The 21,981-nt window shown below is 64.2% G+C and carries 19 protein-coding genes; 4 read left to right on the top strand and 15 right to left on the bottom strand.

Annotated elements, in window-relative coordinates:
- Positions 1–78: 78 nt before the first annotated feature.
- The 8 genes from B1A78_RS07230 to B1A78_RS07195 all read right to left on the bottom strand — a co-directional run bounded on the left by B1A78_RS07230 (position 79) and on the right by B1A78_RS07195 (position 10,074).
- Positions 79–816 carry a PP2C family serine/threonine-protein phosphatase gene (locus B1A78_RS07230; RefSeq protein ID WP_256837509.1) on the bottom strand — a complete coding sequence of 246 codons (738 nt, stop codon included), beginning with the start codon at positions 814–816 and terminating at the stop codon, positions 79–81.
- Positions 813–1,829 (bottom strand): type VI secretion system-associated FHA domain protein, encoded by a 1,017-nt coding sequence (locus tag B1A78_RS07225; RefSeq protein WP_077146299.1) that lies wholly within the window; start codon positions 1,827–1,829, stop codon positions 813–815. The genes B1A78_RS07230 and B1A78_RS07225 overlap by 4 nt, the downstream gene beginning before the upstream one ends.
- A gap of 10 nt (positions 1,830–1,839) precedes the next feature.
- Positions 1,840–3,579 (bottom strand): serine/threonine-protein kinase, encoded by a 1,740-nt coding sequence (locus B1A78_RS07220; RefSeq protein WP_077146298.1) that lies wholly within the window; start codon positions 3,577–3,579, stop codon positions 1,840–1,842.
- Positions 3,576–4,253 (bottom strand): LysM domain-containing protein, encoded by a 678-nt coding sequence (locus B1A78_RS07215; protein ID WP_256837508.1) that lies wholly within the window; start codon positions 4,251–4,253, stop codon positions 3,576–3,578. Before B1A78_RS07215 ends, B1A78_RS07220 begins: the two co-directional genes overlap by 4 nt.
- A 59-nt stretch (positions 4,254–4,312) precedes the next feature.
- Positions 4,313–5,815, bottom strand: coding sequence for a bifunctional diguanylate cyclase/phosphodiesterase (locus tag B1A78_RS07210; RefSeq protein WP_179101998.1), 1,503 nt, complete (start codon positions 5,813–5,815; stop codon positions 4,313–4,315).
- Positions 5,816–6,268: 453 nt separating this feature from the next.
- Positions 6,269–6,892 carry a TetR/AcrR family transcriptional regulator gene (locus B1A78_RS07205; RefSeq protein ID WP_077146296.1) on the bottom strand — a complete coding sequence of 208 codons (624 nt, stop codon included), beginning with the start codon at positions 6,890–6,892 and terminating at the stop codon, positions 6,269–6,271.
- 48 nt (positions 6,893–6,940) lie between these two features.
- Positions 6,941–9,166 carry a TonB-dependent receptor gene (locus B1A78_RS07200; protein WP_077146295.1) on the bottom strand — a complete coding sequence of 742 codons (2,226 nt, stop codon included), beginning with the start codon at positions 9,164–9,166 and terminating at the stop codon, positions 6,941–6,943.
- 35 nt (positions 9,167–9,201) lie between these two features.
- Positions 9,202–10,074, bottom strand: coding sequence for an alpha/beta hydrolase (locus B1A78_RS07195; RefSeq protein WP_077146294.1), 873 nt, complete (start codon positions 10,072–10,074; stop codon positions 9,202–9,204).
- A 136-nt stretch (positions 10,075–10,210) separates the two neighbouring features.
- Here B1A78_RS07195 and B1A78_RS07190 point away from each other — a divergent pair, with 136 nt between their 5' ends.
- The 3 genes from B1A78_RS07190 to B1A78_RS07180 are packed head-to-tail and all read left to right on the top strand — an operon-like array spanning position 10,211 to position 14,395.
- Complete coding sequence (locus tag B1A78_RS07190) at positions 10,211–11,557, top strand: MFS transporter (protein ID WP_077146293.1); 1,347 nt, start codon at positions 10,211–10,213, stop codon at positions 11,555–11,557.
- Positions 11,554–13,035, top strand: a complete 1,482-nt coding sequence (locus B1A78_RS07185) for an amidase (protein ID WP_083733930.1) — start codon at positions 11,554–11,556, stop codon at positions 13,033–13,035. Before B1A78_RS07190 ends, B1A78_RS07185 begins: the two co-directional genes overlap by 4 nt.
- Entirely contained in the window at positions 12,962–14,395 is a 1,434-nt protein-coding gene (locus B1A78_RS07180; protein ID WP_077146291.1) for an AMP-binding protein, read from the top strand. The genes B1A78_RS07185 and B1A78_RS07180 overlap by 74 nt, the downstream gene beginning before the upstream one ends.
- 192 nt (positions 14,396–14,587) lie before the next feature.
- Here the strand turns inward: B1A78_RS07180 and B1A78_RS07175 are convergent, their stop codons facing one another.
- From B1A78_RS07175 to B1A78_RS07160, 4 genes are all read right to left on the bottom strand, one after another.
- A complete protein-coding gene (locus B1A78_RS07175; protein WP_083733928.1) occupies positions 14,588–15,463 on the bottom strand; it encodes an ATP-grasp fold amidoligase family protein in 876 nt (291 codons plus the stop codon).
- Between the two features lie 226 nt (positions 15,464–15,689).
- Positions 15,690–16,895 carry a hypothetical protein gene (locus B1A78_RS07170; protein ID WP_144037729.1) on the bottom strand — a complete coding sequence of 402 codons (1,206 nt, stop codon included), beginning with the start codon at positions 16,893–16,895 and terminating at the stop codon, positions 15,690–15,692.
- An 89-nt stretch (positions 16,896–16,984) separates the two neighbouring features.
- Positions 16,985–17,722 (bottom strand): hypothetical protein, encoded by a 738-nt coding sequence (locus tag B1A78_RS07165; RefSeq protein WP_077146289.1) that lies wholly within the window; start codon positions 17,720–17,722, stop codon positions 16,985–16,987.
- 238 nt (positions 17,723–17,960) lie between these two features.
- Positions 17,961–18,755: a class I mannose-6-phosphate isomerase gene (locus tag B1A78_RS07160; protein ID WP_077146288.1), complete on the bottom strand. Its 795-nt coding sequence runs from the start codon at positions 18,753–18,755 to the stop codon at positions 17,961–17,963.
- Between the two features lie 190 nt (positions 18,756–18,945).
- Between B1A78_RS07160 and B1A78_RS07155 the strand changes: the two genes are divergently transcribed.
- Positions 18,946–19,434 (top strand): GFA family protein, encoded by a 489-nt coding sequence (locus B1A78_RS07155; protein ID WP_077146287.1) that lies wholly within the window; start codon positions 18,946–18,948, stop codon positions 19,432–19,434.
- Between the two features lie 110 nt (positions 19,435–19,544).
- Here the strand turns inward: B1A78_RS07155 and B1A78_RS07150 are convergent, their stop codons facing one another.
- The 3 genes from B1A78_RS07150 to B1A78_RS07140 all read right to left on the bottom strand — a co-directional run.
- Positions 19,545–20,156, bottom strand: coding sequence for a flavodoxin family protein (locus B1A78_RS07150; protein WP_077146286.1), 612 nt, complete (start codon positions 20,154–20,156; stop codon positions 19,545–19,547).
- Between the two features lie 183 nt (positions 20,157–20,339).
- Positions 20,340–21,203 carry an archaetidylserine decarboxylase gene (gene asd / locus B1A78_RS07145; protein ID WP_077146285.1) on the bottom strand — a complete coding sequence of 288 codons (864 nt, stop codon included), beginning with the start codon at positions 21,201–21,203 and terminating at the stop codon, positions 20,340–20,342.
- A 166-nt stretch (positions 21,204–21,369) separates the two neighbouring features.
- Positions 21,370–21,981 (bottom strand): GNAT family N-acetyltransferase (locus B1A78_RS07140; RefSeq protein WP_144037728.1); only part of this gene is annotated, 612 nt, incomplete at its 5' end.

The following is a 21,981-nucleotide window of genomic DNA, read 5'->3' as shown; positions in this document are numbered from 1 at the left end:
TCGCGCGAACGTCCGCTTCTCCAAGTTTGCCCCTCAAGCCGCCCAGCAGCAACCGGCCATTTGCGGAAGCCGACCGACTTAGCTGATTGCAGCAATGACCAGGCTGGCATTGTCCGTTCCGTCGCGCCCGACGGCGCGATCGATCAAATGGCTCGCGAGGTCATGTAGGGACAACGCGCTGGGGACCCTCGCGTCAATCGTTCGGGACAGGCCGTCGGAGCACAACAGGATCAGGTCGCCGCCCTGAAGCGCAATCTGGACCCGGTCGATCACAATATGGTCTTCGACTCCGAGCGCGCGGGTAATGACATTCGCCTTGGGGTGCCGCATCGCCTCTTCGGCCGACAGCGCTCCAGCATCCAACAACTCTTGAACCAGACTGTGGTCGTGGGTCAGCAGTTCAAGCACTCCGTCCCGAATTCGATAGGCCCGGCTGTCGCCCGCCCAAAAGATTTCGGCAATATTGCCTTGCATGTTGGCCGCGACGATCGTTGTCCCGCTTCGTCTCTCGCCGGCGTGACCGCGGTTGAACAGTGCAGCATTCGCGCCTTTTAAAGCTTCGACGATCGTATCGGCGGTCGGGCTGTCGAGCGCGTCGAGCGCGTCGATGGCAAGCTGGGCGGCGACGTCGCCGCCATGATGCCCGCCCATTCCATCGGCGACGGCCCACAAATTCCGCTCCGGCCGATCGAGAATGCGGTCTTCGTTGATCTTTCGAACATGCCCAACGTGCGTGCGGCTCGACGATCGTGGTCGAGCGTCCCCGCATTCCTGCGGCTGCGGCGCCTTTGCGCGCAAGATGCGGGACAGCATCATGCGCGCTGCTCCTCGGTCATGCTGTCGGCGCCGTCATAGGCCTGCACAAACGCGCGGTCGAGCGCACCCGATGTGCGACCTTCCACTTCCTCGACCAGTTCGGCATGGCGGCGCGCAAGCTCGTCCAGCCGCGCGGCAGCCTTGTTCTGGAACAGGCCGGCTTGCTGCGTTTCGATGCGTGCCGGATCGAACCGGTCGATCGCTTCGCGAAGGCTTCCGCGCAGACCCGCAAAGGTGGCGGCCAAGTGCCGCTTGATGTCGCGAAACGAGGACTGGAGCGCTTCGGGTCCGGACAGAAAGCCATGGCTGCCGCCAAGGATGAGGTCGATGGCAAGGCGCTGCGTCGGGGCCCATTTGAACGGGTTGTTCTCAGCGCTTCCGATCGTTGTGCGCGTCATTTGATAGTGGCTGCGCGCCTGATCGCGCTCGCTCATCAAATCGCCCACCCCGAGCACCATCTGGCGGTAGACGCCGCCGACCCGGCGCATGATCTCGGCGGGATCCTCCTTGGCAAGCAGCGAAGCGTCGAGGCCGGCGCCTTCACAGAAGGCATCGAGCAGCGATCCGCTGGTGAGGGGAGCGGAGGGGCGGCCCTCGGTTTCGGGCCGATCCTCCCAATCGACCGGAACTCCGATCGAATCGCCGAGTGGCGGCATGAGAACCATCGTCCGCGCTTCCTGACCCGCGATCTCGGCCTGCGGTGCGCGGCAGGCGACGATACGGAAGTCCCCGAGGCGGATCGCAAAGGGCAGAATGACCGGGATGTCGTCATCATGGGGCAGTCGCTGCCCCGTCGAAGCATTATAGACCCCATTACTGCCCAGCGATCTCAGGGTGAGCTCATCGCCCTCGGCCCTGAATTCGCAGTGCATTCTCGAAATCGCGCTTTCGGGATCTACAATCGTCCAGTCGGCGTCGCGGTCGCGGCCGACGCGGAGAGTCCCTTGGCGCAGGAGACGGGCGTCGACCGGATGGATGTCGTCTTTCTTGTCGAAAAGCTGCAGCATGAACATGACGGTCTCCTCAGGCGACCTGGCGGATCGACGGACCGGCATCCTCGGGCCCGGAGATCCGCGTCGCAATCATCGAGGCTTCGAGATCCTGGGGCCGCTCGGCAAACTGCGCTTCCGCCGTCGCGGCCGCCTTATTGAACGCGTCGAAGGCGGCTCCGAATTCGTCGCGCCGCCGGTGCGAAATACGCAGAGCGAAACGCGCCGATGCCGCCGCGTCGAGGGCGCCGCGCAGCCGCCCGAGCGGCCGTGTGACGGCAGCGCCGCTGAAATATCCGGCTGCGGCGACCGTCAGCAAAACCGTCAGCGAAAGCGCGGCGAGCAGGAAACGGGTGTTCGCCTTTGCCGCCGCAAGCGCATCGGTGCGGATGACGATATCGACCTGGCCATAGTTACCGCCCGCGTAGCGGATGGCCCGCACGAAGCGCATGCCGTCTCCGAGCTGTGCGCCGCGGTAGCTGACGGCCGTATCTGCTCGGGTCTGGATCGCCCGGCCGGAGACCGCCGCATAGCGCTTCCCAAGTTCTACGGCATTGGTCGAAGCGCGCACGACGCCTCGCGCATCGATGACCGCGATGCTGCGTATCTCGCGGTCTTCGCTCGCGCTCTCGACGAACGCCTGGACCGCGCTCCAATCCTGCTGATCGGGCGGCAGTGTGGCGTTATCGACGGCGGTTACGCCTGCGTTGCTCGCAACAAATGCCGCAACCGTCTGCCCCGAAGCGACGGCCATCTCTTCGAAAGCCCGGCCTTCGCGCGACAGGATCATCGAACCGCAAAGCGCCAGCACGGCAAGGGTTACCGATACAAGCAATATGGGTAGCTTGAGCCGCAACGAGAGTCCGCGGCGCGTGACGGCCGTATCTTCGCGCGCGGCCATCTCGCGCTGAAGGGCACTCCGCACCGCCTCGCCGTCGGCAAAGCGCTGGTTGGGCTTTTTCGCGAGCAGCTTGTCGATCACAAAGCGCAGGCCCGGCGGACAATCTGCTGCCGACTTCTCGATGGATTCGACGCGCTCCTGCGCGATCTGGATCGCGACGGTGCCAAGGCCGATGCCTGGAAAGGCCACTTTACCGGTCACCATCTCGTAAAGGACGATGCCGAGCGAGAAGAGGTCCGAGCGATGATCTACCGGAAGGCTCAGCGCCTGTTCCGGGCTCATATAACGCGGCGTCCCTATCATCTGGCCGAACTGCGTTCGTTCGAGCTCGGCGCCATCGCCGCCGCAGGCAGGGTCGTCGATGCGCGCCACCCCGAAGTCGACGAGCTTCGCGGTCCGGCCATCGCTCGAGAGCAGGATGTTGGACGGCTTCACGTCGCGGTGAACGACACCGGCGCGGTGTGCATAGGCAAGCGCGGCGGCCAGCTGCTGTCCGAGCTGCAGGACGCGTTCGTATGGCATGCGGCCATTCGCCTGAAGTATGGTATCGAGCGGTTGGCCTTCGACGAGCTCCATCGCGATAAAGGCGCCGCCGCCATCCTCTCCGACCTCGTAGATCGTCGCGATATTGGGGTGGCTGAGCGCCCCCGCGGCCCGCGCTTCCCTCAGAAAGCGGAGGTTGAGCGCCTCGTTCCGTGCATATTCGGGCTTCAGGACCTTGATGGCGACTTCGCGTCCGATTCCGGGATCGACGGCGCGGTACACGTCCGCCATGGCGCCCTCGCCGAGGCGCGATATGACCTGATAGCGTCCGACGTTCTTCACAGCGGACCGGTCTTGCTCGATCTTGGGCAAGGGCAGGTGAACGGTCATTTCTTGGCCCTCACGGTGGCCGCTATGCGCTCGGCGCGCGCGAGATCGGCCTTGATTGCACTATTTGCGGGGTCGAGGCTCGAGGCCTGACGAAGTAGCTGGACCGCCTTTGCCGCCTGGCCCCGGTTCAGCTCGGCAAGCCCCCGCGTCCTCAGCTGCCTTGCGCCCGCGGGATTTGCCGGCGCGGCCGCTGCTGCGGGGACAGCGGGTCGTTCGGGAGCGGCCCTCGGCGGCTTCGAACTTGCCTGCGGCGCAGTCTTCGGTGCCGGGCGGGTCGCCGCTGGCGGCGGACTTCCCGGAATACGAAGCGTTTGGCCGGCCGCGATGCGTGTAGGGACGTCGATTCCGTTATACCGTGCGAGCTGATAGGTAAGCAGTCGGTTCCCGAGGTGGCGCTCGGCGATCGCGGCCAAAGTATCGCCCGGTTTTACCGTGTAGGGATAGGACTTCGGCCCGAGCAGGTCGACCGGATCGCGCGTCACCGAATCCCTGAGCATGGCGAGCGACGGGTTATGAGGATCGCGCTTGAGCGCGCTTTTGATGAGCTTGCGCGCGGCGCCGGTGTCGCCCCGCTCCAGCAAACCGGTGATGGTCTCGATCGACTTGGCGCTGTCGACCGGCGCCGACAGCGCGGCCGGCCGGGGCGCCGCGGCGCATCCCGAGAGGAGGATCAAGACGGCAAGCAACGGCCCCGAGAGGGCTCGGCGAAGGTCAATCCTGATAGGATGGGGGGTCACGCGGTCAGCCTTTCGGGTTCACGCCCTGCAGGGGCGATACGAAGAATGTCGGCGAGACGGGAGGTGTCGCGCACGAAGGTCAGGAAATCGGCGGCCGCCAAAGGTCTGGAAAAGTAGAAGCCCTGGAAGTGGCGGCATCCTTCGCCGAGGAGCCAATGATATTCCTCGGCGGTCTCGACCCCTTCGGCGAGCACCTTGATGCCAAGGCCCTGCCCGAGGGTCAGAATGCTCCGGCAGATCGCCTGGCTGTCTGGCCGCCTTTGCACCTCGGTCACGAATTCGCGATCGATCTTGATCTTGTCGAACCCGAGCTGCCGAAGCGTGCTGAAGCTCGAATAGCCCGTGCCGAAATCATCGATTGAAATATTGACGCCGAGCGCGCGGATCTCTTCGAACATCCTTGCGACCCGCGCATCGTTCGCGCTTGCGACCGATTCCGTCAGTTCGATCTCGAGCGCGCCGGGCTCGAGACCATGATTGTGAAACATGCGCGCGAGGAATTCGGTGAATTTCGCGCTATGGAGCTGGTTTGCCGAGATGTTCACGGCGACCCGCAGCGGGCCCGGCCCGATCCCGGCCCATTGGCTCGCCTCGCGCGCCGCGCCGTTCAGAACCCATAGTCCGACTTCGTCCGCCAATCCCGCGGCTTCGACGACGGGTATGAACACCGATGGCGACACGGCACCGCGTTCCGGGTGGTTCCACCGGATCAGCGCCTCGGCGCCCGTGACGCACTGCCAGGTGGCGTCGATCAACGGCTGGAACAAGAGTTCGAACTCGCCCCTGCCGACGGCACCGCGCAGATCCTGTTCGATGCCGTACCGAAATTCTTCCCGCGCGATCGCCGCGGGCGTCAGATCGACATTCCCGGCGCCTCCATCGCGCAGCATCGCGAACGAGGCGAGGGTCTGTGCAAGAAACGTGTGCGGAGAACCGCCTTCCTCGAGCGCGGCACATCGCGCCGAAATTATGGGAACGATGTCCTGAGTGCCCGCTGTGATAACGCTTCCCAGCGCATATATGAGCGCATCGATCTCGCCGCGGGCGGCATCATGCGCTATGTCCTGGCCATACCAGATCGCAAACTGTGCCCGATCGACATGAGCGACGAACCGGCCGGGCGGAAGCATGCGAACGATCCGCCGGACGATGGTCGTCAGCACATATTCCGCAAGATCGGGATTGAAACCCGCCAAGCGGTCGAAGTCGGCGATTTCAATGGCCCCGATCATGCCAGCGCGTTCGGTGGTCATCAGGTCAAGGAGCGGCTCGCGCGTGTGGAGACCCGAGATCGAATGGCGCTCGCTGAGACGCCGCTTCATCGTCGCAAGGGCCAGTTCTACACTCGCGGCATTTTCAGCGAGCCGGTCCGATATCTCCTCTTTCCGGCCGGCCGCCGACATGGCTTCGAAACGCCGGGACAGGAGCCAGAGGCGTTGGTCGTGCCGCCAGGCGCTACCGAGCCAGCCCAGAGCAACTGCACTAGCGATGATTGCCACGGGCAACAGGCCTGCCGCTTGCCAGTAAAGCAGGCAAGCAAGCGACACGAACAGTATCGCTATAGCTGTACGCCGCGCCAGCGTAGCAAAAGGGACTCTCTCCGCGACCATCGGGCGGTCGTATTTTCCAAGAGATACTAAGTTCTTAAGCTGACGTCAGACTTGTCCCGCGGCGAGACAAGTGGCTGGAAAGGGTGCCGACGCAAGCGGAGCTTAAATTTCCACGCTTTTGCGAGAGTTTTGTGCGCGCAGAGGCGCCGAAGTGTCCGTACCGCGATGACCGCAAAGGGCTTCAGATTAAACTTAGGTTATGACGATTTTTTGCGGAAGTTAGGCATCCTGTAGACGGTGTGCTCCTCGGCAGGTTTCGAGACGCCCAAGGCACCTGGTGAACGTCAGCTATCTTGCACTACGGACCAAATGCCGTCGGTCCGCCCTCGGCTACACCCGACTTCATTCGGGACCAAACACCAGTTCGAGCATCTGGCGTTTCCATATAGCGACCGATCGTTCGATAAGCGCCATGTCGGGATTGCGGATATACTCGACGGTCAGCCCGCGCGTGACGGCATTGTTGAGCAGCTGGAGCGTTTGATAGGCCTCGTCATTGTCGATGCCCGCGGCGCGCAGGATCATATGGCCCCACAGACGGACCCTGCGATCGAAGCGCCGTGCGCTCGGACCGACCTCCTGATCGAGATCTGAGTCGTTGCGGCGGGCGAGGTGGATTTCGAGCACGGCCGCCATTTCGGGGCGGCTGACCATCTGGTAATTGGCGTCGATCAGATTTTCCATCGATTGCCGGGGCGTCGCGCCGGCCCGAATGGCCTCGGCATAGACTTGCGTACGATAGGCCGAAAATTCCCCGGCTACCGCCGCCATCAGCTTGGCCTTCGTCGGGAACTGATGCTGGATCGCTCCGAGGCTCATGCCAGCCGCATCGCGGATCGCGAGCATCGTCGCGCCCGAATAGCCTTGCGAGCAAAGCACGTCGCGCGCCGCCGCGAGCACACGCGCGCGGGTCGCGGCGCTGCGGTCTGCCTGGCTGCGGCGGGTTCTGGTTGCGGTCGTCGTCATGCCCTGGTCGTCTGCGATAGCGTTTGAACCGTGGATAGGCGAGCCAGATCAGAATGCCACGGTCGCATTGATGCCGATCGTCCGCGGCCGGACCACCGCGGTGCCGAGCGCGCCATTGGCGTTGCGCGGCAGGCCGGCGACGCCGAGCAGCGCCTGCGTCGAGGTGATGCCGCCGCTGTTCGTCAGATTGTTGGCATAAGCGGCGAGCGAGTAGCGCCCGAAGTCCAGCCCTGCGCGCAGATCGATCACCGCATAGGCATCGACGCGCGCGAAATGGCCATAGGCGGCGCGGTAGGCCGGGTCGAAGCTGCCGCTCTGCCGCGAGACCGAGCGGATGGAACCGCCGATCGATGCGGAGACATCCGACCCCATATCCCATTGATAATCGGCGTTGAAGTTGACGGCATATCTGGGCGTGAAGGGCAGGGGGTCGCCCTTGACCGCGCCGACCGCGACCGGATCGGTATCGCCGCTGAGCCGCGCGTCGGTATAGGTGAAGCCGATCGACGTCGTGAAACCGCGCGTCGGGCGCAATGTCGCGACGATTTCGGCGCCGTCGACCTTGGCGCTCGTGCCGTTCACATTGACCCCGAAGCCGTTGACGACGGCGGCGAGCTGAATGTCGTTCCAGTCGATATGATAGAGCGACGCCTCGATCGAGGCGCTGCGGTCGGCGGTGTCGCCCTTGAACCCTATCTCATAGCTGGTGACGGTGTCGGGCTCGAAGGTCGTGGGGGTCCCCGGCGGCGAACCGATCGGGATGACGTTCGGGCCGCCGGGACGATAGCCTTTGGCGACACGTGCATAGAGCGACGCCTGACGGCCGAACTTGACCTTTGGTGCGACCGACCAGGTGAAGACATCGTCCGACGAGCGGAGCCCGTCGATTAGCGCGGTGCCTAGCAATATGCCGTCGGTCGCCTGCCGCGCGCGCTGGCTGTTGTGGCTGTACCGGCCGCCGAGGTCGATATCGAACCAGGGCGACAGGTGCAGCGTCGCGTTCGCGAAGCCGGCAATCTCTTCATAGCGTGAGTCGAGATTGAATACGGCGAGCTCGAATGGCAGGTCGATCGGCGTGAGTACGCCGGGAGTGCCGGGTACCGCGGTTTTCAGGTTCTGGAAAATGCGCGCCTTTTCGTGCGTGTAATAGCCGCCGACGAGCCATTCGATGAAATCGCCGCCGTTCGATGCGAGCCGCAGTTCCTGCGTCCATTTGCGGTTTTCGGTAAGCTGGTCGAAATAGACGTAGGAACCGAGGACGGGGGAGAGGTTTGCGGTATAGTCGGCGCGGAACGACTGGAGCTGTTCGCCATAGCTCGTCGCCGACGTCAGCGTGACGCCGCCGAAATCATAGTCGATCGTGCCATTGTAGAGGCGGTATTTCACATTGCTGAAGGTCGGCAGATATTCCGACTGGGTGAGCCACCCATAGAGCGGCTTCAGCGCCGCGGGATCGGCTTCGACGATGCTCGGCGCGTCGACATAGAGATTCTGGAACAGCGCACTCAGCCGGACGCTGAGACCGGCGCCGGGTTCCCATAGCAGCGAGGCGCGGCCACCGTAATTTTCGAAATCGTTGATATTACTGCGAACATTCGATGCCGCGGTGCCGATAGAATCGACATATCCGCCCTGTTTCCGGTACGAACCCGACGCGCGGAAGGCGAGCGTTTCGCCGAGCGGGACATTGACCATCGCCGCGCCTCGGTACGACGCGTCGCCGCCATCGGTAAACTCGACGCCCCCCAGCACCTTGGCTTCGAAGCCGGACGTCGAAGGCTCGTAAGTCACGAACTTGAGCAGGCCGCCGAGCGAACTTGCACCGTAGAGCGTCCCCTGCGGCCCCCGCAGCACCTCGATCCGCGCGATATCGAAGCTGCCGAAATCGCCCGCGAGTTCGGAGCCGTTCGCGAGGCCGGTGCTCGACCCGAAGGGCGTCTCGTCGACATAGACCGCGACGGTGGATGCGACCCCGCCGGTGTTGATTCCACGCAGCACGAGGCGGCCCTGACCGGGCGTGCCCTGGACGAGCTGCAGGCTTGGCACATTCTTGAGATAATCGGCGAAACTGGTCGCGCCCTGCTGCTCGAGCGTCGCGCCCGAGACGACCGACACCGACTGCGGCACGTCGATCAGCGTCTGCGACCGTTTCTGGGCGGTCACGACGATCTCGTCGCCGATGGTCGCATCGCTGTCCTGCGCCCAAAGGGTTGCAGGCGAGGCGAGGGCGAGCGCCAACGCGCTGCCGCTCAAGGCTTTGGTTGAAAGTCGCATAACGGATCCCCTCATCTTGCGTTTCGTTTCTTGTTTCAGTGGCCGCGGCCGAGCGCGAAGCGCATCCCGTGCAGGATCGCGGCAGGCGCGGCGGACACATGGTCGTCCTCGGCGAAGGCGACATGGCGGACGTCGGTGATGCCGGCCTCGCTGAGCGCGGCGGCGAACTCACGCGCCGCATCGACCATTCGCGCGGCGCGGATCTGCGCCTGTGCTTCTTCCAGCGTCACGCCGATTCCGTCGGGTACGCTGGTCGGCAGGTCTTGTTCTCTGGCGCCGACATCGACGAACACGCGCGGCGGTTGGGGCAGGGCCGCGATCCGCTTCCCGAGCATCGCCAGTTCGCCCATGATCGCGAAGCCATCCCACCACAGCGACGGGCTGCTCACGATGAAAGCCGAAAAACTGTCTGGCCGGGTGAGGAGCGCGCGCGCTGCGAACAGGCCGCCGAGCGAATGGCCGAACAGGATTTGCGGCCCGTCCGCCGTGTGTGGATAGCGGGCGGCGATCTCGGGACGGAGCGCATCGAGCATGAAGGCCAGGAACGCGTCGGCGCCGCCGCTCGCGGCGCCCCCGATCGCTTCGCCAAGGCCGCCGAGGGCTTGCAAGGCCGCTTCGCCGATCGGCGGGGCGAGGTCGGCGGTGCGACGCTTCAGGACATCGGCATAGGCGGCGTCATAACCGACGCCGACGACATAATGCGCGGGAAAGGCGGCGACGCTCGTCATGGCGCGTCCGATCTCCGCTGCCATGCCGAACAACAGGTCGCCATCGACGACGTAGAGAACGGGAATGCCCGCGTCGGGTGTCGGGGCCGTCGGCGCGGCAACGCTGATCGTCAGCTCGCCCTCCCCCGACGGATGGGGAAGGGTGAATTGCTCGAGGGATGTGCGAACCGGAAATGGCATCGATCTTCTCCCGGCGGGCGTCGCTCGATCGTCGATTCCCGCTGCTGTCCCGATGTCTCTACCCTATTTACAATAAAGTCAACCTGTTTTAAAGATGCCGATATGAGCCGCAAAGGCTTCGGCGTGGAGAGCGTGTATGGAGGATGGCACCGAAGGCATCGGGCGGAGCGGCAGTGTCCGCTGGGCGTGGTATGGCCTCGGCGTTCTGCTGATGACGACGCTTTTCGCCTTTGTCGTCCGCCAGATGCTCAGCCTCGTTGCGCCGTTGCTGCAGACCTCGCTCGGCTTTACCGACTTTCAGCTCGGCATGTTGCAGGGGCTAGGCATGGCGGTGTTCGCCAGCGTGGCGAGCTATCCGATGGGTTGGCTCGCCGATCGCTTCGGACGTCGCCTGATTCTGGCGCTCGGGGTTGCGTGCTGGTCGCTCGCTACCGCGCTTTTTGCTTTCCAGACCGGCTTTTGGGGCCTGTTCGCCGCGACGATCGGGATCGCGATCGGCGAGGCGGGGCTGGCGCCAATCGTCTTCGCGCTGATCCCCGATCTTTTTGCGGAGAAGCAGCGCAACACCGCCAATTTCATCTTCTACGGCGGGACGCTGCTCGGCGCGGGCCTGGGGATGGCGCTCGGCGGCGCGCTGCTTCAATGGCTCGACGGAGCGCATGGTGGCGTTCCCAGCTGGCTTGCCGACTTCGACAGCTGGCGCCTCGCGATGATGCTGATCGCGCTTCCCGGGCCGGTCTTCTTCCTGCTCGTTCTAACGATGCCGCTGGGCAATCGGAGCCATGAAACAGACGCCAGGGTCGAAGCCGATCCGGTGGCCGAACGCGATTTCCTTCCCTATGCGACTGCGCACTGGCATACGCTCGCCTGTATATTCGGATCGATCTTCGCGATGGCGGTCGCAATGACCTCGGGCGTGATGTGGTTCCCGCTGGCGCTCCCGCGCGCTTTCGGGATCGATCCCGCGACGGTGGGCATCGGGCTCGGCACGGCGATTACGGTTGCGACGCTCGCCGGCGTGCTGCTCGCGCCGCTGACACTCCGACTGCGCCGCGGCGATGCCGACCTCGATCCCGTAAAGGTCGCCGCGATCTTCGTCGCACTGACGCCGCTTCCCGCGGCGTTGCTGCCCTTCACGACATCGGCCTTTCAGGCCTATTGCATCGCGGCGGTGCAGGGCGCGCTGGGTATCGCGGCCTCCTCGCTGATGCCCGGCGTGCTCCAGAATCTGGCGCCCGCGCACCTCCGCTCGCGCGTTCTGTCGCTGCTCGGTATCGTCAACGCGCTGGCGCTCGCCGCATCGCCGCTTGCTATCGGTGCGATCTCAGGGCTGATCGAGGGGCCGCGCGGTATGCTGAATGCCATAACGATCGTCAGCCTGCCGTCGCTGATCGTGTCGGCGATCCTGATGGCGCTCGCACCCCGCCCTTATGGCGCTACGCTACGGGCAATCCGCCCTGCACTTTCGAAGGACGCATCATGAGCACGACATCATCCTCCCCGGTGGACATGACGGACATGCGCGAGGCGATGGCAACCGGCCGCGCCACGGCGTCGGGACTGGTCGATCAGGCGATCGAACGCGCCGAAGCCGCCAATCCGCAGCTCAACTTCATCGCCTGGCCGACCTTCGAGCGCGCGCGGATGCAAGCGAAGGAGCCGCGATCCGGTCCGCTCGCCGGCGTGCCCACGCTGATCAAGGACATGCTCCCCGAAGGCGGGATCCCCGCCAGTTTCGGATCGGCAGCGCTGCGCGATTTCATGCCCCCGGAAGATGCTCCCTATGCGCGCGCGATCACGGGTGCCGGCCTGATATCGATCGGGCGTTCGACGATGCCCGAACTCGGGCTGAACGCGGTTACCGAGTCGCCGTTGTTCGGCCCGACGCGCAACCCGTGGAACCTCGATTATACGCCGGGAGGCTCGTCGGGTGGCGGGGCTGCGGCGGTGGCGGCGGGCGTGGTGCCCATCGCGCATGCCAGCGACGGGCTCGGCTCGATCCGCCACGGTGCGGCGCCTTGCGGTCTCGTCGGGCTAAAACCGTCGCGGCGTCGCAATGCCGGCGAAGAAGCGTTTCGCTCGATAACCGACCTGACCGTGAACGGCTGCGTCAGCCGCACGGTGCGCGACACAGCCGCTTGGATCGAGGCGACGCAAACGCGCGACCCGGATTGCCTTCAGCCGATCCCGCTGGTGACGGCCCCGATCGACCACCGTTTGAACATTCAGGTCTATAGCCGTGTGATGCGCACCGGCGATCTCCCCGATGCCAGCGTCCAGCGGGTCTTCGACGAGGCGGTCGCGCTGCTCGACCGCCTCGGGCACAAGGTGGCGGAGGCTGATCTCCCCTTTGCCGGACCAGTTGCCATGGAGCTGCTCGGCACGATCACCGAAGGCATGTTCTGCCGTCGTCTCGGCATGCTGTCGCAAGCCATCGGGATCGAGGTCAAGGCTGACGACCTCGAACATCGGTCCGTGACTTTGATCGCGGCGGGCGAGGCCATCAGCGATGACCGGTTTGCATCGGCCTGGACGTCGATGGAGGATATCGTCGCCGCCTATCTCGCGCGGCTGGAGCAGATCGACATCTGGATGACACCGACGCTGAGTACGGAGATTCCGCGTATCGGCGTCTTTGGACCCGACATTTCGTGGGCCGATCAAAAGGACCCGCTGATCGATTATGCCGGCTATTGCTGGATCGACAATTTCGCCGGAACGCCGTCGATCAGCTTGCCGATCGGTTTCAGCGCCAACGGCCTGCCGGTGGGGATCCAGTTCGCAACGCGCCCCGGGGGCGAAGCCTTGCTCTTGGCGCTCGCCTATCAGCTCGAAGCCGAACTGCAGTGGCAGCGGCATATCCCGCCGATCTGGGTGGGGGCCGGTGATGGCGGCAAATTTCGGGACAGCCATCAAGACGCATGCTGCGGGCTCGGCGGGCGAGGCGATACGCTATGCTGACAGTTCGCTGAACTGGCGCGCATTCGAAGCGCGGACCACCGCCCTTGCACGGGCATTGATCGATCGGGGCGTAAAGACCGACGATCTGGTGGCGGTGGCGCTCCCCAACGGTGTCGATCATCACATCGCCAGCTTCGCTATCTGGCGGGCCGGGGCGACTCCTTGCATTCTGCCCGCGAAGCTTCCCGGGCGCGAGTTCGCCCAGCTGATCGAGCTCGCCCGGCCGCGCGTTCTGATCGGCGGCGGCGGCGAGGTGCCGGACACTGTGGTCCGGATTTCTCCCGATGCCGGAGATGCGCCGGCCGATTTGCCCGAAGATCTTGCGGCCACCAACTGGAAGGCCGTCACCAGCGGCGGGTCGACCGGCCGGCCAAAGCTGATCGTCGATCATGCCGAGGCGCGCTTCGGCGACCGGCTTTCCGCTATTTGCGATCTGGCGGGCATCCCGCGCGGCGGGGTGATGCTCAATCCCGGGCCGCTCTATCACAACGCGCCCTTTCTCTTCACCAGCCTGGCCTTGCTGTGCGGTACCCGGATCGTCGGCATGAACCGCTTCGACGCCGAGGAAGCGCTGCGCCTTATCGAAAGCGAGAAGGTCGAATGGGTGTGCATGGTTCCCACCATGATGCACCGTATCTGGAGCCTGCCCGCGGAGGTTCGCGCGAAATATGACCTTTCCTCGCTGCGACGGGTGCTGCACCTTGCGGCACCCTGTCCGTCATGGCTGAAGCACGCCTGGATCGATTGGCTTGGCCCCGAACGGATCGTCGAAATCTATGCCGGGACGGAGGGCCCGTCGACAATCATTACCGGGGAGGAGTGGCTTCGCAAGCCGGGTTCGGTCGGAAAGTTCTCCGGAGACGCCATCGCAATCCTCGACGAGAGTGGCAACCGCTGCGCCCCGGGCGAAGTCGGCGAGATATTTTTCGCGCCTGAGGCGACTGAACGCTTCCACTATATTGGCGCCGAGCCTCGCACTAACGGGGCAGGATATATGTCGCTGGGCGATCTCGGTTATCTCGACGAGGACGACTATCTCTTCCTGTCCGACCGACGCACCGAGCTGATCCTTCGCGGCGGGGCAAATGTCTATCCGGCTGAAGTGGAGGCCGCGTTGATCGAGCATCCGGCCGTGATCGACGCGGTCGTGGTGGGATTGCCGTGCGAAGAGCTTGGAGCGCGCGTCCATGCGATCATCCGGACCGCCGGTGGTGCTTCGATAATAGCGATCGATGCGTTCGTCCGTACCCGGATCGCCGGATATAAATGCCCCGCAAGCTACGAGATAACCGAAACCGACTTGCGCGATGAAGCGGGCAAGGTACGCCGCTCCGCCATGCGGAAAGAGCGACTAACGTAGCCGGTTGTAGATTGACATTTTCCGTCAGGTGATGACGTCCGCTTTTGTGGCGCTGGTCTCAAGAGTGGACAGTCTGCAACCAGCCACTGGCCAACCAGCCAGATTGCCCGATTTTCTTCGCTTTCACGCAGAGAAGGCGAGCGAGCTGAGATTTTATTCAGGTTTATTGGGGTGCCACTGCCGATTAGGCGATCACGAAATGGCTCTCAACCACAGCTCCCCCAGCTCGAGGTCGATCCAGTCTGCCGCGAAGGGATCGAGGCCCGAACCGGGGTAGAGGCAAAACTCTCCGAAAAAGGGTCTTCCGGCAATGTCGTAGAAATCGACCCGCACAAATGCCATGTCCTTGGCAAGCGCCTCAGCGGCGTCGAGCATCGCCGCAAGCGAAGGCGGCGGCGGGGGACGGTCCTTTGCGGGAACCAGTTGCCGCCAGCCGCGATCATGCAGGATCCACCGGTGACGGGCGCCGCGCCCGAGATGCACCTGCACATGCGTGGCATTGCCGCCGAACACATAGATTTTATAGTCGATCGGGAGGGGCAGCGCGCCGCCGAGGAGTGGCTCGGCAATCGTGCCGCGCGGCACGTTGCGGTAGGCCCATTCGTCGAGCCAGCGCCCATAGGCGTTACGCTGCCAGCGGCGTGCAGTCCGTCGGATCTGCTGCCATCGGTCGCAATCGGGCGCTTTCGTGACGACCTGATACTGATTGCACCCGTGGCGGGCCTTGATGATCGCCGGAAAGGGAAATGGGATCAGCCGCGGGAGGTCGCTACCCTCCCAAAGCGTGGGGACGATCCAGTCCGCGCCCAGTCTCGCGCCCGCAAAGCGCTTCGCTGCAATTTTGTCCATCAACTCGGTCTGCACCGGCGAACGGTCGCTCAATTTGCGAAGCTGCACGAGCTCGGTGAAACGGGTCGGGTTGGCGAGATCGAGAGCGCGCCGATGGCGCCATGCGTAAAGAAGCGCAACGCGCTTCTCCGCCAGCGGCAAGCCTTCGGTGTCGCTGGGCCGCGCTCGAGCTAGGGCCACCGAGGGTATCACGGCGTCGCAACAGGCTCGCCGGTCCATCTGGAACGGCTTCCCGGCCCCAATCTTGTCCGGGCGAACCCCTTAACTTCGCTGGCAAAGGCAGCCCCTTCGCCCGGCAGCGCTTCCTTTGCCATCTTGCCGCAGAGCCTCATAAGCTGGGAAACGATCATCGCGTGAAAAGGCTGCTGCCACCTCCCATGATGTCGCGCCGGAATCCGACGGGCTGCCGGCGCCCATGAACTACAATATGGGACGCTTCCGCCGATCAGGGTTTGACGAGATGGCGGCGAAAAGAGGCATCGACAAAGGCGAAATCAGCCGCGATCGAGATGGGAGGCAGTTTGTCGCACTGCCAGCGCAGAAGCGCCTCATCGTCCTTTGCGGCGTCGGCTGTCCACTCGGGGCGGGACATCGCCTTGCGCGCGAGCTTGGCATCGACGAACTCGAAGCTCGGCGGGCTGACGCGACGCGCGGTACAGTCGACTTGGCGGTCGGCCTCGAGATGTCCTCCGGTCGGCAGGTCGGAGTAGAACAGGATATGGGTTACGGTGAAGGGCAGGGGGGCGCGGAAGAAACTGAGGCGGCCCGGGCCCATGCCGAGGAGAGCCATGGACAGATCGCTGCCTCCCGGATTGTCGAACAGTCCATAAACCGACCAGAGGGTCGCCGGGTTCGCGAAAGGCCGGTAGGGCGGCTCCTTGCCGGCGCAAATCAGCGGCCGCCAGCCTGCCGAGCTATATTGCAGCTTCTCCTGCAGGCCGGCCTGGTTGAGCTGGTCGACATAGGGGCTCTCGCCGGAATATCTGATCGTACCGCTGCTGCAATCCGGCGTGCCGTCGACCGCGATGATCGTCGGGCGGTCCGGGCTCGTGTCCAGGCTTCCGCGCGGGGTGAAGAGGACCGCCATCGGATAGGTCCCAGAGGGCGATCGGCCTGCCACATCGGCAGCAAAGATGAGGTCGGCATCCTTGCGCAGAACAACCCATTTCTGCTGGACGGCGGCTCCGGTCGATAAAGATTCCGCCTTTGTCGGCGCGAGTTCGACCGGGTTCGAGCGGTAGCGCTTGTTGGTGAGCCGATCCCAGATTTCTATGTAGACCGCGCCCGGCGCGGGCGTGCCCTCGGGCACAGCGAACCAGACCGTTCCCAGATCCGTGGGCGAACCAAGCGCGCAAAAGCCATAGAGCCTCGTTCCTTTCGCATCGAAGACATCCAGCCAGGATCGCGACGCGTTCGCATTGGTCCCGCACGGCGGCAGTCCGGGCGACGCGATGAACAGGTCCGCAGGAAAGGACATCTTGTTGGGAACGTCGAGCCGGTAACGGATGAATTTGCCCGCAGCCGCCGCATACGCTTCGGTGCCCATCAACCGAATCTCCGGGTTCGGGATCGACTGCGCCGCAGCGGAGGATGGCTGACCGATCGACGAAATTATGATCGCACAAAGCGCTGCTGTGAGACGGCCCAACATTTGAATAATCCCCCTAGTGTCTTCGAACATAATGTGACGCTATCGAGCTTGGCGCCAATGATCCTCCCGCCGCTTTGGGCATGTCGCCATCATCTTTCCGGAACTGCGAGTACAGGCGGAAAGTCGGTCGGCAAGCTCAGCGTCTGATAGGCCTGCGACGCGCAGCTCCGGTACGTCGTCCCCTTGAAGACGAGCTTGAGCGCCAGGGGATAAGTCTTGCCGTCGGCCTTGCAGGCGACCGCTTCGACGAGGGCGCTTGCCGTCACCGTCTCGTCCTCGCTCGCAAGCGCATAGGTTGCCGTATTATTGGCGATCGTTGGCCAAGGCGCATTTTCTGTCTGAACCGCGATGGGCTTGCCCATGGTAAATTCGCGCCCACCGATCGCGAGCCTTGTGCCGCTATCCTGGATGTCGAGTTCGAAGCCCCGCGGCCCTCCTTTGCTGACGATCCGCGCGTCTAATGCAAGATCGCCAAGCAGCGGGCGGGATGGCAGGGCATCGGCGGCATCGAGGGCAAGGGCGCACCCTTCTCGTCTTGCCGGTCCAACAATAAGGAGAGCCTGCATTTCCAGCTCCTCGGCGGCCGTAGCGCAGGGCGCCTTCGTGATGCGAAGTTCGACCGGGGCGCCGCTCGCAGTTTTCGTTCTGAAAATTCTTTCTTTGCCGGCACCCGACACTGCGGGCGCCGGGAGTTCCCGGAAGACGGGCTCACCATCCTCTTCAATCGTGACGCTCATCCGGCTCGCGTCCACGACGACGGTCCAGAGAGGGGCATCGCCGAAGGCCTGCAGGGAGCCGGAATCGTTGGGAGAGGCTGCGCCTGCCACGTCCGCTGCCGAGGCCAGGATGCATGCCGGTAGAACAAATTGCCTGATTGATAGAAGAGGTCGGGACGTGTTCATGGTTGCTCTATTCGACGACCCTCTCCTAGCTGCCGACAGAAACCCGCAAAATCAAGAACTCAAAAATCTGTTTCCGTGTATCGCTTCTGCTGATCTTGGCAGCAGGTGGCCGCTCGGCGGGCAACAGATGCGTGATCGAAGCGGCCGCTACCGGCCTTCGGTATCACGACCACGCGACGAGAGCGCGTATGCGATCCTGTGCGTCGATCTCTGCCTTGGACGCCGCCCGCGCGCATTCGCCAGCGGTGATTGTCTGACCGCAAATACGAAGGCGACCCTCGATGGGAACGACGAGGAGTTCGCCATGACCGGGTAAGGGGGACATATCGTCGCCGACAATCTGGGCGAGCGTGAAATGCTCGGCCTCGAGCAAGATAGCACTCGTCGATGGATCGACAGAGGTTTGACGCGACCGCGGATAGGGTGAAGGGTCGGCGACATCGACACCCTCGGACAGATGAAGCTCGCGCGGGCGGCCGTAGTCATAAAGGCGATACGTGATGTCGCTGTTCTGCTGGATCTCGATGAGCGAAATATCCGCCCCGATGGCGTGGATCGTACCCGGCGGAATATGGAACAACATTCCTGGCTCGGCGACGTGCCATTCCATGAGCGTCTCGATCTCCCCCGAGAGCGCGGCCTCGCGCAATCGCGCCTTCGAAAGCGGCATCCGCAAGCCGATGCCGAGCCGCGCGCCGGGCTTGGCATCGAGAATGTACCAGCATTCCTCCTTGCCGGCGGGGAGGCCGAGCGCGACGGCCTCCGCGTCCGAGGGATGTACCTGGACCGAGAGCTTTTCCGACGTGAACAGATATTTGATCAGCAGCGCCAGCCGCTCGTCCTCGGGACCCGGAAACCAGATCTCCCCGATCCGGCGGCCTCGCATCGTGTCGAACGGCGGCGGCAGGCTTGTTCGGCCCCACGGTTTCTCGACTGCTATCGGCGTCAATCTGGTCATCCGGTGTCAACGAACGGCAAGGGGCGCGGTTGCGAGGCCGATGGGCGATTTGCCTGGGACGAACCACACGCTTGTCTCTCGCGCGGCCCGGACCGCTATAGACTGAAGCCCGCCGGCGGTTGATTTTTAGGCGGGCGTCGGACGCAACCCCGGTTCGCTTCGCAAGTTTCCGACGCGAGAGGATATCGATATGCCCCTGAAGCTCGAAGGCTCGTGCCGCTGCGGAGCGGTTCGTTTTTCCGCCGACAGCCACGCGCCGGTCCCGTTTATGCGCTGCTATTGCTCGATCTGCAGGAAGACCGCAGGCGGCGGCGGATATGCGATCAATCTCCACGCTGACAAGAAAACGCTGACGGTCGATGGCGAGACGGCGGTTTATCATGCCGCGCTCGATGACGGGCGCGGCGGCTGCGAGCTGAGTTCGGCCGAACGCCATTTCTGCGTCCTCTGCGCCAGCGCGCTGTGGGTGTTCAGCCCGGAATATCCCGACCTTTTCCATCCCTTCGCCTCGGCAATCGACAGCGACCTCCCCAAGGCTCCGTCGAGCGTGCACATGATGCTCGGATCAAAGGCGTCGTGGGTCGAGCCCGTTATCGGCCCGGACGACCAGTGCTTCGAACATTATCCGGACGATGCCTTGGAGGAGTGGCACCGGGCGCGAGGCCTTTGGGTCGACTAAGACTGGATGTGAGTAGTCGGGGTTTCGTGCGGCCGCGGGCCTCGCGACGTGATCGGTCGTGTGCTTCAGGCGCGGCGGACAAGCCGGCCGATAGGGTGTTATCCGTTCGTTCAGCCGGGGTAGGGGGAGCGCTTCAGCAGCCGGGCGAGATGGGCGGCGTTGCCCGCGACCATGCTCGCGGTCTTGCTAACCATCCGCGGCCGATGTTCGAGGTCCTTGAAATCGACCGACCCCATCGCCTCGCCGACCCAGTAGCAGCCGGCCACTGCGGGGATGGTCCAGCCGGTGTCGTTGAGCGATTGGAAAAGCTCCGCGCACACATGGTGCGCGCCATCTTCATTGCCGACGATCGCGGCAACCGCCACCTTCGAATAGCTGGGCATGCGGCCCGCCTCGTCGGTCTCATCGAGGAACGCGTCCATGCGTTCGAGAACCAACTTTGCGACGCTGGAAGGCTGGCCCATCCAGATCGGCGTCCCGAAGATGAGAATGTCAGAGGCGAGAATCTGCGCGCGGATCTGCGGCCACGCATCCCCGTCGCCCTCGTCGGAGGAAACACCCCATTTGACGTCATGCGCCGCGATGCGGATCGGCGTTCCGACGACGACATCATGCTTTTCGAAATGCTCGGCGAGCACCGCGATCATGGCATCGGTCGAACTTTTGCGGCCTTTCGCCGACAAGGAGCAATTGATGGCGGTGGCGGTGAGCGGGTCGGGCATGATATCTCCTCGGGCCCCCGAGACGAAATGATCGGGATGGCGGCGAGGTTCCGACCTCTCGTGCCCGCCAGTTCGAGGTGGTTTGTGGTGGGAGCGGATGGTCCGCTATCGTCCGGTCACGTCCGGTATCAGAGATGCTCGCCGCCGATTTCCGGCTTGCAGGCCGTTTACGGAAAAGAACCGTTATCGGCTCGGGCTGCCCGGGGAAGCGCTGCCCATGGGTTCGCCCAGCCGCACCGGTCGCTGGGGATACCACTCGGGGTTGAAGGCGATAGCGTCCTTCTCGAACAGCATCACGATCGTCGAGCCGAGGAGGAAGCGTCCCATTTCCTCTCCCTTGCGCAGGACGACTTCATTGGGGGCGTAGGACCATTCGGATATCTTGCCCGATCGCTTCGCATTCACCACGCCATGCCAGACCGTCGCGATGCTGCCGACGATGGTCGCTCCCACGAGGATCATCGCGAAACGGCCGTGGGAGGCAGACTCGAGCAGACATAAGACCCGCTCGTTGCGCGCGAAGAGACCGGGCACCCCGCGCGCCGTGGTCGGATTGACCGAGAATAACGCCCCGGGGACGTAGACCATGCGTGTAAGCTCGCCGTCGCAGGGCATGTGCAGCCGGTGATAATCCTTCGGCGAGAGGTAGAGATTGGCGAAACTGCCGTCGCGAAAGGTCGCGGCGAGCGCGCTGTCGCCGCCCAACAGGTCGGCGGTGGTGAAGCGGTGGCCCTTGGCCTGGACGATGTGATGGTCGTCGATCGCGCCGAACTGGCTGATGGCGCCATCGACTGGGCAGATGAAATCGGCGTCGGCGAGCGGACGGGCGCCGGCCTTCAGCGGGCGCGTGAAGAAGTCGTTGAAGCTTGCATAGCTGCGAAGGTCCGGGTTTTCGGCCTCGCTCATGTCGACGCCATATCTGGCGGCGAACCACCGGATCAGCCCGGGGGTGTGCAGGCCGGACGATGCGGCGATACGGCCTGCGAACTCGGTGAGGCGCCGCTTCGGCATCGCGTGCTGGGCAAGGATTTTCAGGCGCTCGAACATATCTTATCCGTTGGTCGATCATGCGAAGACCCGGTGGGCCGCATCGAAAAAGGACGTGGCGCCCGGCGCTTCGTTCCCGCGGTGATGCCTGATCGCGATGGCGTACGGCAAGAGTTGAGCGATACAGGATGCCAGAAAGCTTTGGGATATGGCGTCTGGCGCGCGCTCAGCCCCGCCGACGCTCTTTCGGCGAACCTGCCGCGCGCACGAACCGGTAACTCTTCTGCTCGAATTTCAATGCGCGAAAGAAGTTGTGGGCGTTGTCGATCATGATGTCGCTCATGACCTCGATCGTGGCGCATCCGGCCTTGGCGAGCGCCGTCTCGGCGGCGGCAAGGAGCGCCGTTCCGACACCGCGGCGGCGGTGGTCGCCGTCGACAAGCAGCAGGGTGACGCGGCCGACACGGCCGTCCTGCAGGGTCGGAACGACGGCCCAGGCGCAGCATCCGACCGGCACGCCGGCTTCGGCAACGAGAAGTCCGGCACGCGCCTTGCCGATCGCGTCGATGTTCGCGTCGAGCGAGATGCGCCTGGGCGGATCGGCAAGCTGTGCGAGCAGCCGTCCGAGCGCCTTTCTGTCCTTGGCCGTCGCTGGCCGCAGCCTGAGTTCGGGCGCGGGCGAAGCGTCGGGCTCGACGATCCTGAGGACCGGCTTGGCCCTTGGCGGCGGGGGCGGATCCTGCCGCCTTCGCGCCGGCGGCGGTGCGGCGGTCTTTGCGCGGCGGCGGATCGGGGCCGGCTCCTTGGCGGGTTCAGCCGATTTGCGCGGCTTTTTGGG

It is taken from the genome of Sphingopyxis sp. KK2, from assembly GCF_001990265.1.
Taxonomy (GTDB): Bacteria; Pseudomonadota; Alphaproteobacteria; order Sphingomonadales; family Sphingomonadaceae; genus Sphingopyxis.
This window is presented reverse-complemented; position numbering and strand designations above follow the sequence as displayed.

Excerpts from the sequence above, each read along its gene's own strand:
- B1A78_RS07170 (WP_144037729.1), bottom strand. The coding sequence starts at position 16,895 with ATGTTGGGCCGTCTCACAGCAGCGCTTTGTGCGATCATAATTTCGTCG.
- B1A78_RS07205 (WP_077146296.1), bottom strand. The coding sequence starts at position 6,892 with ATGACGACGACCGCAACCAGAACCCGCCGCAGCCAGGCAGACCGCAGC.
- B1A78_RS07180 (WP_077146291.1), top strand. The coding sequence starts at position 12,962 with ATGGCGGCAAATTTCGGGACAGCCATCAAGACGCATGCTGCGGGCTCG.
- B1A78_RS07155 (WP_077146287.1), top strand. The coding sequence starts at position 18,946 with ATGCCCCTGAAGCTCGAAGGCTCGTGCCGCTGCGGAGCGGTTCGTTTT.
- B1A78_RS07230 (WP_256837509.1), bottom strand. The coding sequence starts at position 816 with ATGATGCTGTCCCGCATCTTGCGCGCAAAGGCGCCGCAGCCGCAGGAA.
- B1A78_RS07175 (WP_083733928.1), bottom strand. The coding sequence starts at position 15,463 with ATGGACCGGCGAGCCTGTTGCGACGCCGTGATACCCTCGGTGGCCCTA.
- B1A78_RS07150 (WP_077146286.1), bottom strand. The coding sequence starts at position 20,156 with ATGCCCGACCCGCTCACCGCCACCGCCATCAATTGCTCCTTGTCGGCG.
- asd (WP_077146285.1), bottom strand. The coding sequence starts at position 21,203 with ATGTTCGAGCGCCTGAAAATCCTTGCCCAGCACGCGATGCCGAAGCGG.
- B1A78_RS07225 (WP_077146299.1), bottom strand. The coding sequence starts at position 1,829 with ATGTTCATGCTGCAGCTTTTCGACAAGAAAGACGACATCCATCCGGTC.
- B1A78_RS07160 (WP_077146288.1), bottom strand. The coding sequence starts at position 18,755 with ATGACCAGATTGACGCCGATAGCAGTCGAGAAACCGTGGGGCCGAACA.
- B1A78_RS07220 (WP_077146298.1), bottom strand. The coding sequence starts at position 3,579 with ATGACCGTTCACCTGCCCTTGCCCAAGATCGAGCAAGACCGGTCCGCT.
- B1A78_RS07195 (WP_077146294.1), bottom strand. The coding sequence starts at position 10,074 with ATGCCATTTCCGGTTCGCACATCCCTCGAGCAATTCACCCTTCCCCAT.
- B1A78_RS07185 (WP_083733930.1), top strand. The coding sequence starts at position 11,554 with ATGAGCACGACATCATCCTCCCCGGTGGACATGACGGACATGCGCGAG.
- B1A78_RS07200 (WP_077146295.1), bottom strand. The coding sequence starts at position 9,166 with ATGCGACTTTCAACCAAAGCCTTGAGCGGCAGCGCGTTGGCGCTCGCC.
- B1A78_RS07190 (WP_077146293.1), top strand. The coding sequence starts at position 10,211 with ATGGAGGATGGCACCGAAGGCATCGGGCGGAGCGGCAGTGTCCGCTGG.